The sequence below is a fragment of the Serratia sp. BIGb0163 genome (genome assembly GCF_024809935.1).
Lineage (GTDB): Bacteria > Pseudomonadota > Gammaproteobacteria > Enterobacterales > Enterobacteriaceae > Serratia > Serratia quinivorans.
Map to the genome: position 1 here is coordinate 306,487 of NZ_JANUDZ010000004.1, position 13,343 is coordinate 319,829.

Annotated in this window: 16 protein-coding genes and 1 riboswitch; of the genes, 3 read left to right on the plus strand and 13 right to left on the minus strand. The window is 55.5% G+C overall.

All coding sequences use genetic code 11. The features are described from left to right. Positions 1–141 precede the first annotated feature (141 nt). The gene (locus M2406_RS16595) at positions 142–621 is read right to left on the minus strand and encodes a cold-shock protein (protein ID WP_017891897.1); all 480 of its coding nucleotides are present in this window, start codon (positions 619–621) and stop codon (positions 142–144) included. A gap of 166 nt (positions 622–787) precedes the next feature. On the opposite strand from M2406_RS16595, the gene M2406_RS16600 reads away from it, so the two are divergent. After that, a complete protein-coding gene (locus tag M2406_RS16600; protein WP_012005622.1) occupies positions 788–1,297 on the plus strand; it encodes a VOC family protein in 510 nt (169 codons plus the stop codon). A 30-nt stretch (positions 1,298–1,327) separates the two neighbouring features. Here M2406_RS16600 and M2406_RS16605 read toward each other — a convergent pair whose 3' ends face one another. The 5 genes from M2406_RS16605 to M2406_RS16625 all read right to left on the minus strand — a co-directional run bounded on the left by M2406_RS16605 (position 1,328) and on the right by M2406_RS16625 (position 6,393). Further along, positions 1,328–2,155: an amino acid ABC transporter ATP-binding protein gene (locus tag M2406_RS16605; protein WP_012005623.1), complete on the minus strand. Its 828-nt coding sequence runs from the start codon at positions 2,153–2,155 to the stop codon at positions 1,328–1,330. A gap of 9 nt (positions 2,156–2,164) precedes the next feature. Next, entirely contained in the window at positions 2,165–3,052 is an 888-nt protein-coding gene (locus M2406_RS16610; protein WP_012005624.1) for an amino acid ABC transporter permease, read from the minus strand. Between the two features lie 47 nt (positions 3,053–3,099). Further along, positions 3,100–3,627 (minus strand): GNAT family N-acetyltransferase, encoded by a 528-nt coding sequence (locus tag M2406_RS16615; RefSeq protein ID WP_115183066.1) that lies wholly within the window; start codon positions 3,625–3,627, stop codon positions 3,100–3,102. Positions 3,628–3,719: 92 nt separating this feature from the next. After that, the gene (locus M2406_RS16620; RefSeq protein ID WP_112362787.1) at positions 3,720–5,045 is read right to left on the minus strand and encodes an LLM class flavin-dependent oxidoreductase; all 1,326 of its coding nucleotides are present in this window, start codon (positions 5,043–5,045) and stop codon (positions 3,720–3,722) included. Positions 5,046–5,229: 184 nt separating this feature from the next. Then, positions 5,230–6,393, minus strand: a complete 1,164-nt coding sequence (locus M2406_RS16625) for a M20 peptidase aminoacylase family protein (RefSeq protein WP_012005627.1) — start codon at positions 6,391–6,393, stop codon at positions 5,230–5,232. Between the two features lie 346 nt (positions 6,394–6,739). Here M2406_RS16625 and cspE point away from each other — a divergent pair, with 346 nt between their 5' ends. Beyond that, entirely contained in the window at positions 6,740–6,949 is a 210-nt protein-coding gene (cspE, locus tag M2406_RS16630; RefSeq protein WP_012005628.1) for a transcription antiterminator/RNA stability regulator CspE, read from the plus strand. 66 nt (positions 6,950–7,015) lie between these two features. Here the strand turns inward: cspE and M2406_RS16635 are convergent, their stop codons facing one another. The 4 genes from M2406_RS16635 to M2406_RS16650 form a co-directional block, all read right to left on the minus strand. After that, on the minus strand, positions 7,016–8,206 hold the full coding sequence (locus M2406_RS16635) for a multidrug effflux MFS transporter (RefSeq protein ID WP_112362788.1): 1,191 nt from the start codon (positions 8,204–8,206) through the stop codon (positions 7,016–7,018). Between the two features lie 5 nt (positions 8,207–8,211). Continuing rightward, positions 8,212–8,808: a TetR/AcrR family transcriptional regulator gene (locus tag M2406_RS16640; RefSeq protein WP_012005630.1), complete on the minus strand. Its 597-nt coding sequence runs from the start codon at positions 8,806–8,808 to the stop codon at positions 8,212–8,214. 301 nt (positions 8,809–9,109) lie between these two features. Beyond that, entirely contained in the window at positions 9,110–9,493 is a 384-nt protein-coding gene (gene crcB / locus M2406_RS16645; RefSeq protein WP_012005631.1) for a fluoride efflux transporter CrcB, read from the minus strand. A gap of 75 nt (positions 9,494–9,568) precedes the next feature. Then, a riboswitch (Fluoride riboswitch) is annotated at positions 9,569–9,631 on the minus strand. Between the two features lie 94 nt (positions 9,632–9,725). After that, complete coding sequence (locus tag M2406_RS16650) at positions 9,726–10,787, minus strand: diguanylate cyclase (RefSeq protein WP_115183062.1); 1,062 nt, start codon at positions 10,785–10,787, stop codon at positions 9,726–9,728. A gap of 219 nt (positions 10,788–11,006) precedes the next feature. Between M2406_RS16650 and tatA the strand changes: the two genes are divergently transcribed. Next, on the plus strand, positions 11,007–11,216 hold the full coding sequence (gene tatA / locus M2406_RS16655) for a Sec-independent protein translocase subunit TatA (RefSeq protein WP_012005633.1): 210 nt from the start codon (positions 11,007–11,009) through the stop codon (positions 11,214–11,216). A gap of 95 nt (positions 11,217–11,311) precedes the next feature. Here the strand turns inward: tatA and lipA are convergent, their stop codons facing one another. The 3 genes from lipA to ybeD all read right to left on the minus strand — a co-directional run bounded on the left by lipA (position 11,312) and on the right by ybeD (position 13,336). Continuing rightward, positions 11,312–12,277, minus strand: a complete 966-nt coding sequence (gene lipA, locus M2406_RS16660) for a lipoyl synthase (protein WP_259190688.1) — start codon at positions 12,275–12,277, stop codon at positions 11,312–11,314. Next, positions 12,270–12,938: a lipoyl(octanoyl) transferase LipB gene (gene lipB / locus M2406_RS16665; RefSeq protein ID WP_012005635.1), complete on the minus strand. Its 669-nt coding sequence runs from the start codon at positions 12,936–12,938 to the stop codon at positions 12,270–12,272. Before lipB ends, lipA begins: the two co-directional genes overlap by 8 nt. Positions 12,939–13,072: 134 nt before the next feature. Next, on the minus strand, positions 13,073–13,336 hold the full coding sequence (ybeD, locus tag M2406_RS16670; RefSeq protein ID WP_009636895.1) for a DUF493 family protein YbeD: 264 nt from the start codon (positions 13,334–13,336) through the stop codon (positions 13,073–13,075). Between the last annotated feature and the right edge of the window lie 7 nt (positions 13,337–13,343).

Consider the following 13,343-nt stretch of genomic DNA (forward strand, 5'->3'; position numbering starts at 1 on the left):
TACTGAAGTAAGCGCCTGGGGATGAGCTAGCTGGTCGCCTAGCTGTGCTGTACAGGGATGTACAAATGCCGCGAGCGCATGGACGCGCCAGAGCGGCCAACTCGAAATTCATCGGGTATATGCGGCTGGCGGTGGTTGTGATTACAGGCTTTTCAGCACTTTCAGGGTTTCATCCATGTCGATCTCATGTTCTGAGAAGGTATGGGTGTCGTTCTGAAAGGTGGTGATGGTCAGCATGCGCAGCGTCTGCATGGTTTGCGGCGCTTCTTCGGACTGCGGGCGAATGCGATTCATCAACAGGCCGACCGACAGCACGGTATTTTCTTTATCCACGTCCGCTTTCACCGGCACTTCTTTGGTGAAGGTGTTGAAGGATTTGATGCTGGTGATCTTGATTCTTTCGTTGGCGATGATGATGTACTTGCTCGACGCCAGCACCTTGACCGCAAACGCCGATGGGCCTTTAGTGTTGTTGGTCGGTTCGAAAGTCACCGCCGCGTTTTTCTTAATCAGCTCCGGGTTCTGCACTTTAATCACGTGAAAATAACGATTTTCCCCGTTCTCATCGGTAATAAAGCCGAAGCCTTTGTCTTCAAAAAAAGTCGTTATCTTGCCGTTCATCATCATTCTCATAAAGTCGCTCAATACAGTGCATATGATAGCGCGGAATGCCTTGCAGTGACAGATTGCGTGCCCGGCATTTGATAATGCGATTACGGCATTTAGCGGGGTTGTCGCCACATGCTATTTTCTTTCTGACTTTATTCATTTCTGAAAGGGACAACCGATGGGTATTAAACGGCTAAACCATGCGGTGCTGTATGTCAGCGATGTACAGCAGAGCGCGGATTTTTATCATCAGGTGCTGGGATTTAAGCTCAAGCCCTCAGGCAGCCCCGAGAAAGCGGTGTTTACCCAGGCGGCCGATTCGGATAACGATCACGATCTGGCGCTGTTCAGCAAGAACCTGGGGCAACAGCGGGCCGGAGTGTTTCGCGCCAACGGTGAGCCACCGGCGGAAAACGAGCCGCCGGCCGGGTTGTACCATTTGGCTTGGGAGGTCGACAGCCTGGACGAACTTGAGCGCATTCGCGACCAGTTGGCGCAGCGCGGCATTCTTGGGCTGGAAGAAGATCATGGCGTGCACAAAAGCATCTATGGGCACGATCCGGATGGGTTACTGTTTGAAGTGACCTGGTTTATTCCTCCCGAGCTACTGACCGAACAGGATCGTAATCAGCGAGGCATCAAACCGCTGGATTTTACCGCTGAAAAACGCCGTTTCGCGTTGCTCTAACAGAGCGGGGCGCCGCTGACGCCCCGCTGATCACAGCACTTTATTGAGGAAGTTGATGGTGCGGGGGTGTTGCGGGTGGTTCAGTACCCGGCGAGCATCGCCCTGTTCGACGATTTGCCCATCGACCATAAAGACAATCTGATCGGCTGCCTCACGGGCAAAGCCAATTTCATGGGTGACCACCACCAGCGTTACGCCAAGATCTGCCAGCCCCTTGATGACGTCCAATACTTCACCGACCAGCTCTGGATCGAGCGCCGAGGTCGGCTCATCAAACAAAATCACCTTCGGGTTCAGCGCCAGCGCGCGGGCAATGGCGATGCGCTGCTGTTGCCCGCCGGACAGATGGCGCGGATAAGCATCAGCCTTGTGGCGCAGGCCGACGGTATCGAGCAGTTGATAAGCCACCTCTTTGGCCTCGGCCCGCGAGTAAATTTTATGCACTATCGGGGCTTCAATAATGTTCTCCAGTACCGTCAGGTGAGGGAACAGGTTGAAGTTCTGGAACACATAACCGACGTTGATACGCTGCTTGAGAATAGCGTTCTCTTTTAGCTCATACAGCTTGTCACCTTTGCGCCGGTAGCCGACATAGTCGCCGTCGATGCGGATAAAGCCTTCATCGACACGCTCCAGGTGGTTAATGGCCCGCAACAGGGTGGACTTGCCGGAACCGGAAGGGCCGAGGATCACCGTGACGGTGCCCGGTTGCAGCGTCAGGCTGACATCGTCCAGCGCCTTGTGCTTACCGAAAAATTTGCTGACGTTGCTGATTTCAATCAGGCCGCGCGCCGGTACTGGCACGATGCTGTGTACCGCCGCTTCGCGCAGGGCATAGTAATCAATGGCTTCGGACATGGGATCCTCCTAACGTTTTAACCAGCCGGCCAGTTTCTGCCATGGCGTTGGCGGCAGTTCGCGCACTGCGCCACGGGCGAAATAGCGCTCGATGTAATACTGAATGACCGACAGTGCGGTGGTGATGAACAGGTACCAGACGGTGGCGACCATCAACAGCGGTATCACTTGCTGGGTGCGGTTGTAGATCACCTGAATGGTATAAAACAGCTCCGGCAGCGCCAGCACGTAGACAATCGAAGTGCCCTTCGCCAGGCTGATAATTTCATTGAAGCCGGTCGGAATGATCGAGCGCAGCGCCTGGGGCAAAATAATGCGGAAAGTGCGGCGATAGCCCGGCAGCCCCAGTGCCGCAGCCGCTTCATGCTGGCCGTACTCGACCCCGATAATGCCGCCGCGGATGATTTCTGCGGTATAGGCCGACTGCACCAGCGTCAGCCCCAGCACCGCCACCGAGAACTGGCTGAGGATATCGATGGTCGGATAGCTGGCGAACACCAGCGAGGTAAAGGGGATGCCCAGTGAGATGGAGTCGTACAGATAAGAGAAGTTATACAGAACGATCAGCACCAGGATCAGCGGCAGCGAGCGGAACAGCCAGATATAACCCCACGCCAGCGAAGCCAACAGGTAGGAGCGCGATAACCGCGCCAGGGCCAGCAGCGTACCGAAGATGATACTGAACAGCGTGCCGAGCAGCGTCAGCAGCAGCGTTTTTCCCAGACCCGACAGCACCGCCGGGGCAAAGAACCATTCGGCGAATACCCCCCATTCCCAGCGTTCGTTGGTTGCCACAGACTGGAGGATCGCCGCCAGAATAAACACCGAGAACAACGCACCTGCCAGCCGCAGTGGGTAACGTGCGGGAACCACTTTTAAGACTTCTTGTTTGGACATCACTACTCTCCTGAAACAGATAAAAGGGTGAGAAGGGGGAACATCCCCTAGGCAATCTTCCTTTCCGGTGCGCAACAGAATGCGTCCGCTGTTATCAGGCTTTTGCGAAATGGCAGCCGGCCATCGTAAGGGGGGCGGCTGTAGACTTCAGTATCGACGCTGGTATCGAACTGCGGCTGGTAGCCGTTGCTCAAATACAAGCCCACCGCCTCTGGCTGGCGAAAGCCGGTGGTCAGGTAGAGCTGACGATAACCCTGTTGCTGCGCCAGCGTTTCCAGTTGCTGCAATACCCGTTGTGCCAGGCCCTGGCGGCGTAAATCGGTTCGTGTCCAGATGCGTTTCAGCTCGGCAGTTTGCGGATCGTAGCGTTTGAAGGCCCCCATGGCGATCGGCTCCCCGGCGCGTAACAGCACGATAAAGGCGCCTTGCGGCGGGGCGTACAAATCCAGCGCTTCCTGTTCCTGGTCACCAAAATAGTCGCCGTAGCGTTGGCGATATTCACCGAATAGCCCTGCGATCACCGGCTGGACCAACGGATCGCTTGGCAGCGTTTGGATAAAAACGTCGTTTGCCATCTGTATGCTCCTAATCGCCCAGATCGTTACGTTGGCTGGGCAGGACGCTAAAGGTTGTTCGCATAGCGGATATCCCTGAGAAATTATTGTTGTTATTGAGTGAATTGATTGGCAGGCAGCTTGAGGCCCAGGTGGTCACGCAGCGTGTCACCGCTGTAATCGCTGCGGAACAGGCCGCGCTGCTGCAAGATCGGCACCACGCGATCGACAAAGTGGCCGAATGAATTTGGCGTGCCGCCGCTGATGATGAAACCGTCCGCCGCCTGGGTGTCGAACCAGTTTTGCAGGCCGTCCGCCACCGCTTCCGGCGTGCCGCCAAATACCGGGCGAGGTGAGGCGGCTTCCAGCGCGACTTCCCGTAGCGTCAGATTGCGTTCGCGGGCATTGCGCTTGATGGCGTCGGTGGTGCTGCGGAAGCTGTTTTGACCCAGTTCACCGACGTCCGGGAAGGGTTCATCGAGCGGATGACGGGCGAAATCATAGTGCTCGAAATAGCGGCCAAGGTAGTTGAGTGCGTTTTCGATACTGACCAGGCGGGCGGTTTCCCAATACTGACGCTCCACGTCTTCATTGTCGTCACCGACAATCACGCTGACGCCCTGAAAAATCCGCAGGTCATCCGGTTCACGGCCTTGCTCAACCAACTGTTTTTTAACGTCCTGATAAAAAGCCTGTGCCTGTTGCTGGCTCTCATGGTGGGTGAAAATGGCGTCGGCGTGTTTGGCTGCCAATTGCTTGCCGTCCTCCGAGGCGCCGGCCTGGAACAGAATGGGCCGCCCTTGTGGCGTGCGACCAATATTCAGCGGCCCCTGCACCGAGAAGAACTCGCCCTGGTGATTCAGGGTATGCAGTTTACCGGCGCTGAAAAATTCACCGCTGTTCTTGTTCCGCACAAAAGCGTCGCTTTCCCACGAGTCCCACAGTCCTTTGGTGACGTCGAGGTATTCGCTGGCAATGCGGTAGCGCAGGCTGTGCTCCGGATGTTCGGTGCGGGAGAAATTTTTTGCCGACCCTTCCAGTGGCGAGGTCACCACGTTCCAGCCGGCCCGGCCTTTGCTGAGGTGATCGAGACTGGCGAACTGGCGCGCAACGGTAAAGGGATCGCTGTACGAGGTGGATAAGGTGCCCACCAGCCCGATTTTATCGGTGGCGGCGGACAGTGCGGCGAGCAGGGTTAAGGGTTCAAAACGATTGAGAAAATGGGGAATGGATTTCTCATTGATATATAAGCCGTCGGCCACAAACACGAAATCCAATTTACCCTGTTCGGCTTTTTTTGCCGTGGCAATATTAAAATCGAGGTTAATACTGGCATCGGCAGTGGCGTCCGGATGTCGCCAGGCAGACATATTTCCCGATGCGCCATGCAAAATGGCGCCAAGGCGCAATTGTCGTGGTTCTTTCGCACTGTTGCTCATTGCTTTCACCCTGTTAAGTGCCGGTGTGGCGCTATCTTTAGAGCCCCCACTATTGACGAGCACCATCAGGATGTAAAACAACAAAACAGCATATTCTAATGTTGAAATTGGCAAATATAACCGAGGAGGAAATAATAACTCGCAGCGCAGAATACACCGCGCCGCGAATAATAACCGGGGAGCTCTATGCCTTGCTGGTGGCTTTTTCCGGTGTGGTGACTAATTGCTGCAGCGTGCGCTCAGCCAACAGTTCGAAATATTGCGAGGCCGGGAAAATCGCCTGTTCATCCGGGTTGAAGCGCGGGTGATGCAGACCAAATTCACTTGCCGAGCCAATACTGACAAAGACGCCCGGCACGTGGTGCAGATACAGTGCAAAGTCTTCCCCGCCCATCTGTAGCTCAGCCTCTTCCACCCGGTAACCGGCTTCGGCGGCGACGGTTTTACTGAAGGCTGCCCAGCGTGCGTCATTGACTACCGCCGGTGGGCCGGCCTGCCAGCGTAGCTCCGCTTGTGCGCCAAGGGATGCGGCGACGCCGTTAATCACCTGGCGGATTTTATCCGGTACCTGGCGACGAACCTTATCGCTATGGGTCCGGACCGTGCCCTCCAGCTCTACGGTCTGTGGCAGAACATTCCAGGTGTTACCGCCCTCAATGCGCGTGACGCTCACCACCAACGACTCCAGCGAACTGAAGCTGCGGCTGGGCAGAGTTTGCAACGCGTTGACAATCTGGCTGGCGGTGACGATGGTGTCCACCCCTTGCTCCGGTTTGGCGGCGTGTGCCCCCTTGCCGGTGATCAGGATCTGGAAGCGATCGACGTTGGCGTAAAACGCTCCGGCGCGGGTGGCAAAGGTACCGGTCGGCAGCTCCGGCGCGTTGTGCAGACCGAATACCGCCGCCACGTTATCCAGGGCTCCGGCGTCGATCAGGTGCTGGGCGCCGTTGAAGGTTTCCTCCGCCGGCTGGAAGAAAATGCGTACCGTGCCGGGCAGGGTGGCTTCGCGTGCTTTCAACAAATGCGCCGCGCCCAGCATCACCGAGGTGTGAAAATCATGTCCGCAGGCGTGCATCACGCCGCTGTTTTGCGAACTGAACGGCACGCCGGAAATTTCTTCTATCGGCAGGGCGTCAATATCCCCGCGCAGCGCAATGACAGGCCCCTTGCCACTGCCGATTTCAGCCACCACGCCGGTCTTCAGCGCCAGCGGAAGAATACGGATACCGGCCTCTTCCAGCCAGCGGGTCAGGCGGGCGGTAGTGGCAAATTCGTGGTTGGACAGCTCAGGGTTCTGATGCAGTTCACGGCGGTAGGCGACGATTTTTTCGGCCAGTTGGCTGGTCATAGTCTTGGCTCACAGTGGTTAGTAAGCTCTAACCCTAGTGCAGGGCGGCCGGAAGCAAAAAGACTATCTGGTTATATTTCATAGCGATTTTGTCTGCATCACGCCGGCAAGGCAGGCTGACGGCGGGTGAAACAGGCGTTCGACCGTTGTTCGCCGGAGTTTGAAGAGGATTGGACTACCTGCAGAGACAATGGCAAGGGGGGCAAGCGATTTACACCGAAGGACACGGATTTTTTCACTCTTTATCGATTTTATGTGATCCAGGTTGTGGACAAAATCCCGTCTAATTGCTGTACTGTATTGGACACATGTTTAGTGTCTTTCATTCACGTTAAAGGTAAGTTTGATGTCTAAGATTAAAGGTAGCGTTAAGTGGTTTAATGAATCCAAAGGCTTCGGCTTCATTACTCCGGAAGATGGTAGCAAGGACGTTTTCGTTCACTTCTCTGCCATCGCTAGCAATGGTTTCAAAACTCTTGCTGAAGGCCAGCGCGTAGAATTTGAAATCACGCAAGGTGCCAAAGGCCCATCTGCTGCTAACGTTATCGCTATCTAATGCTACAGCCGAAATTCTTAAAACCCGCTCACTGAGCGGGTTTTTTATTGCCTTTTTTCCGTCGCTTTATGCCTGAGCTTTGCGTACCAGCAGTTTAAACAGTGTGATGGCGACGGCGTAACAGCCGACGATGGTCAGTGCCATTGATACGCTGGAAGTGCCACCCAGCCCCGTCAAGGGCACGCTACAGGCACCGAGTGCGAACATGCTCACGCCAATCAGCGCAGAGGCGCTGCCCGCCTTGTCGCCCTGGCTTTGCATCGCCAATGATGATGCCGTCGGGCCGACAATACCGATCACGGCCACCGAGAAGAATAGCGGCACCATCAACAGTGCCAGCGGCGCGTGCAGGCTGGCTGCCAACAGTAACAGCAGCGAAGAAACCGCTGCCAGGGTCAATCCGCCTTTCAAAACCTTCCTTTCACCAAAATGTATGCTCAGGCGGCTGGCGATCTGCGCGGAAATAATCAGTCCGACGCCGTTGATGGCGAAGCACAGGCTGAACATCTGCGGGCTGAGGCCATAAATCTGCTGCAGCACGAAAGGCGAGGCGCCGATATAGGCGAACATCCCGGCCATCACAAAACCTTGCGTCAGACACAGGCCCATAAACTGACGCTGGGTCAGCAATCCGCCCAGTGACCGCAACATGGCAAAAATACCGCCCTGGCTGCGGCGTTCGGCAGGCAATGACTCATCTAACTTCAGGCTGGCGAGCGTGAACAGCAGCACGGCAATGGCCGCCAGTACGCCGAAAATCCCGCGCCAGTCCATAAACTGCAGCAAGGCGCCCCCCAACACCGGCGCAATGATCGGTGCCAGGCCGTTGACCAACATCAGCAGGGCAAAGAAACGCGTCAGTTCGTGCCCGGAATAAAGGTCACGGGCGATGGCGCGAGAAATGACGGCACCGCCGGCACCGGCCAGCCCTTGCAACAGACGGGCAATCAGCAACTGATCGATATTGGGGGCCAGGGCGCACCACAGCGAGGCGGCCAGCAGCAGCGTCAGCGACAGTAACAGCGGGCGCATACGGCCGAGCTTGTCGCTGTAGGGGCCAAAAATCAGCTGGCCGACGCCCAAACCGAGCAGGCCGGCGGTCAGGCTGAGCTGCGCCGTAGCGGTAGAGGTGTTCAGATCGCCGGCCATTTCCGGCAGGGCGGGCAGGTAGAGGTCGATGCACAGCGGCCCCAGTGAGGCTAGCAGGCCAAGCACGAGCGCGTACACCAGACGTTGTCTGGCAAGTTGTCTGGTCATAGGGATTAAGGTTTCCTGAACAGGTGAGAGATAGCTTGTTGGTATAGGCCGTTCAGCAGGCTGACGTCGGCTTTTTGTGTGGTCAGTATGCGGTAACCGGTGCCTTCGCTTAATACGGCGATAAACTCTACTCTGGCGGCGATTTCCTGCTCGCTGAAGTGAGGATAGATCCGCCGCAGGTTTTGGCAAACATGGTGGAATAACCGCGTTTCGGCATCGCTGAGCATTTTGGCCACTATCGGGTTACGTGTGGCCTCGGCGGTGACCTCCAGCATCAGCATATGGTCGGTTTCGCTTTCACCCGGCTGTTGAAACAGGGCGCGCGCCGCCAGGGTACCGGCGATCAGGTTGATATGATCGCCAAGATCTTCCAGCCGCCGCATTTTACTGGCGATGATGCGGTTAACGATCTCTTCGATGATCGCATCTTTATTGTCGAAGTAGCGGTAGATCTGACCGACGCTAAGCTGGGAACCCTGCGCGATTTCCGCCATGCTGGCGGCGTGAAAACCGTGCTGACGAAAACAGAGTTTTGCGGCGTCGACAATCTGATCGCGGCGGGCCTGTGCTTTGGCCTGCCTGCTGTCGCTGGTGGATATCATGTCCCGATCCTTTGCCAAGTGAAATGCGGTTCGCTTTCTGGGTGCGAACGTTCATTCTCAATTGTAATGCAACAATGGCAATTGGCAAGAGCTCAACGGTAAAGATGGTTTTTGCAGGGGCGGACTTCAGGCGAACAGATAAACCCTGATGAAGGCACCAACAATCAGCAGGCACAGCAGGGTGGCGGCCACTTCAGCGGCAGTTTTTGGCAGGCTCAACATCTGAGTTCTCATCCAGTGGGGTACTGGATGAGATTATGCTCAGGGCAGATTAAGGAAACATTAAGACGCCGAAATTAAATTATTGGCCGTTAATCCACACCACCAGCATAAATGCCAACAGGGTCATCACCAGCGATCCCGCCAGATTAAGCAGCATATTGGCCAACGCCCACATGAAACGCCCATCCTGCAGCAAATACACTACCTCCAGAGAGAAGGTGGAAAAGGTGGTTAACCCACCGCAAAAACCGGTGGTGATCAGCAACTTCCAGGTGGGATCCAGGTGCGTCAAACGGCTGAAGATGGCGATAGCCAAACCGATAATAAAGCCGCCCAGCAGATTGACTGCCAGCGTCCCCAACGGGATGTGCGCGTTAAGCGGATTCATCTTCATGCTTATGGCCCAGCGCAGAACGCTACCCATACCGCCGCCAATAAAAACTGCCAGTAAAGAACTCAACATGGTCGAAACTGCCTTTCATTAAATGGGGGACAAGCTCAGAAAGGTTCAGGCGCAATGCTACGCACCTCTCCGAGAGGTTACGTAGACATCATCAGCCCGTGAAGGCGGTTAAGGAGGAATGTCATCTCCGTCGTTCGACGCCGCTGTTTGCCGCGCAGACGGGATCTTACACCCGGCGCTGCCTATTTTGTAGTATCAAAAGTGGCTGGAAACTGAAATTGTTCCTCCGGTCTCAGTGGCCGGGTACCGCCAGCTCCAGGCGATTGCGACCGTTGTTCTTCGCCCGGTACAGCGCGTTGTCGGCGGCTTTTAACCAGTCCAGATAGCCGCTCATGTCGCCGTGATAATCCGCAATGCCGGCGCTGATGTTCAGCCGTAGCTGCGGCGCTTCGCGGAAAACAATCTCGTTCAACCGTTCCTGAATGCGCAACAGCGCTATGCTGGCCTGTTCGGCACTGGTGTTGGGCAACACGGCACCAAATTCGTCGCCACCGTAGCGTCCGACAATATCCACGGCGCGCAAACCGATTAGCAATTCCTCTGCCAGTACCGCCAGCGCCTCGTCACCCAGCGCATGGCCGAAGGTGTCGTTAATGGTTTTAAAGCGGTCGATATCCATCAGGATCAGCGTCGCGCTGTGCTGATAGCGGCGGCAGCTGTCAAATTGGTGATGCAGCAAATGTTCCCAATGGCGGCGGTTGTACAGCCCGGTCAGGCCGTCGCGCATGCTGATGCGCAACAACTCCTGTTTTTTTTCCGCCAGCCGTTTGGCGGTGCGGTAGGTCACCAATCCCAATAGGATAGGGTAGAAATAGATCATCGGCAGGCACAGATAGATCTGCAGCGGTGTGCTTTGCGGTTGGAAAGGGAAGCCCAGCAGAGCGCTGATTGCCAGGGCGCTGAGTACCTGTACCGCCAACCCTTTAAAGAACAGAGATTTGCCGGCAGAAGCCATGTTATTCATGCTCATCATCGACAGGATAACGACTGACGGTAAGGCATTGAATGCCATCATGGCTACCCACAACCCGCCGAAAAACGAATCGATCAGCAGGTTGCGAATTTCAGCCTTGAAGGGCATGGCGGAACGGCGCGCCCATTGATAGGCAAGGTGTGGCCAGATAAAACCGTGGAAAATCAGCAGGCCCCAGACCCAGTATGAGGTTTTTTGCGTATAGAATACTGAGAACACGCAGATAAAACCGATCCCCAGGCCGACGACACGTGGCAGATAAGTGCGTCTGGCGAAGCTAAGGCCGGAACGTCTGGTATCAATCACTGATGGCGTATACATCCGGCAACTCCATGATGAGCAGGGGAACAGCGTATCATGCGGGTTAAAAACTCAGAATAGTCTGAAGCGTAACCAGCCGATTTAAAGTTGCATATTGGCGTGGGATCTTACTCTGTTACATGTTGCTGTTGTTTTGAATCTGGGAAAGTAGGTAAATATCCTCAGGCAAGGTTTGTTTTCTCGCTGCATCCGCAGCGCTATATGAATAAGAAGGTGAGTATGGAAGGGATCAGTATTACCAAACTTCTGGTGATTGCGGTGTTGATCATCTTGCTGTTCGGTACCAGCAAACTGCGTACTTTGGGCGCGGACTTGGGTGCTGCGCTGAAGGGTTTCAAAAAGGCGGTGGGTGACGATACGACTCCGCCAGCGGCAAATACGGCAGAAAGTCAGTCCAACCCGCAGAGCGTCGAAAAGAAAGACGTTTAATTCCGCTTTCTGCCGGGCAATAAAAAACGGATGCCGCAAGGACATCCGTTTTTTGCCGTGTCTGTCACTTTAATGGTAACAATCCATTACCAGAATTACTTCACTTCCATCCCTTTTGCCTGCAAATCGGCATGGTAGGAAGAACGGACAAACGGACCGCAAGCAGCATGGGTGAAGCCCATCGCCATCGCTTCTTCTTTCATCTCATCGAACTCGGCCGGGCTGACGTAGCGCTGTACCGGCAGGTGATGGCGGCTTGGCTGCAGGTACTGGCCCAGAGTCAGCATGGTGACGCCATGGCGACGCAGATCGCGCATCACTTCAACGATTTCCGCATTGGTTTCCCCCAGACCGACCATCAGGCCAGACTTGGTTGGGATGTGCGGATGCGCTTCTTTAAACCGCTCCAGCAGCTTCAATGACCACTCGTAGTTAGCGCCCGGACGAACCTGACGGTAGACGCGCGGTACGTTTTCCAGATTGTGGTTGAACACATCCGGTGGCGTTTCGGTCAGGATTTCCAGCGCACGATCCATACGGCCGCGGAAGTCCGGTACCAGCGTTTCAATCTTGATGGTCGGGTTTTTAGCGCGGATAGCCGCGATGCAGTCGGCAAAGTGCTGGGCACCACCGTCACGCAGGTCATCGCGGTCAACCGAGGTGATCACTACGTAACGCAGACCCATATCGGCGATGGTCTGAGCCAGTTTTTCCGGCTCGTTGACATCTGGTGCCACCGGGCGGCCGTGGGCCACGTCGCAGAATGGGCAGCGGCGGGTACAGATGGCACCGAGGATCATAAAGGTGGCGGTGCCGTGGTTGAAGCACTCAGAGAGGTTCGGACAGGAAGCTTCTTCGCACACCGAATGCAGACCGTTTTTACGCATGGCGGCTTTAATGCCCTGAATGCGCGTAGAGTCGGCAGGAAGTTTGATTTTCATCCACTCGGGTTTACGTAACAGCTCCTGCCGTTCAGTGACCACCGTTTTAACCGGGATCAAAGCCATTTTGTCTGCATCGCGGTATTTAACGCCGCGTTCCATCTGAATCGGTTTACTCATAATCGTGCAGGTTCCAGTTACGAAGCTCGACCTTCGGGTAGCCGAGTAAATGAACAAATTCCTGTACCAGGACTGGGTGTACGTCTTCTATGCCAACACCGGGTGCCAGCGCGCTGACCTGCGCCATCTGCATGCCGGCGTAACCGCAAGGGTTGATACGCTGGAAGGGGCTGAGATCCATGGCCACATTCAGGGCCAGGCCGTGGAATGAACTGCCTTTACGGATCCGCAAACCCAACGAACAGATTTTTTGCTCCCCCACGTAAACACCGGGCGCATCCGGACGGGCGCGCGATTCAATGTGAAAGTGGGCGAGGGTGTTAATAACGGTATCTTCGATAGCCGTGACCAGTTGGCGAACGCCAACCTTGTTGCGTTTCAGATCGATCATCACGTACATCACCTGCTGACCCGGCCCATGATAGGTTACCTGGCCACCGCGATCGCTCTGGACAACCGGAATGTCGCCCGGCATTAACAGATGTTCTGCTTTACCGGCCTGGCCCTGGGTAAATACGGGCTGATGCTGAACCAGCCACAGCTCATCGGGCGTGGTTTCGGTTCGGCGATCGGTGAAGTTGTGCATGGCTTGGGATACAGGCTCATAGGGCTGCAACCCCAGCTGACGCAAAATGATCTTGTCTGGTTGCAAAAGAGTCATCGTCAGGTTACAGAAGTGGTGTCGCCATTATACCGGGCGCTCTGGCCCGCGGCCAGCATTTCGCTGACCAAAAATGCGCAACCCGGGCAGAGGATGCTCTGGCCCGGGCTGAAAAGCAGGGTTTTGTGCTGTAATTACAGAACCATGCGGACAATTTCAATGTTGCCCAACTCATCATATAAGGTTTCCACCTGATCGATATGGGTGGCGGTGATGGTGATGGACACGGAGTGGTAATTGCCTTTGCTGCTAGGTTTAACCTGTGGGTTGTAATCCCCGGGAGCATGGCGCTGCACCACTTCAACCACCTGGTCCACCAGCTCGGGTTGTGCCAGGCCCATTACTTTGTAGGTAAATGAGCAAGGGAATTCGAGCAGTTCGTTCAGTTTAGTTTTCATGTGCGCT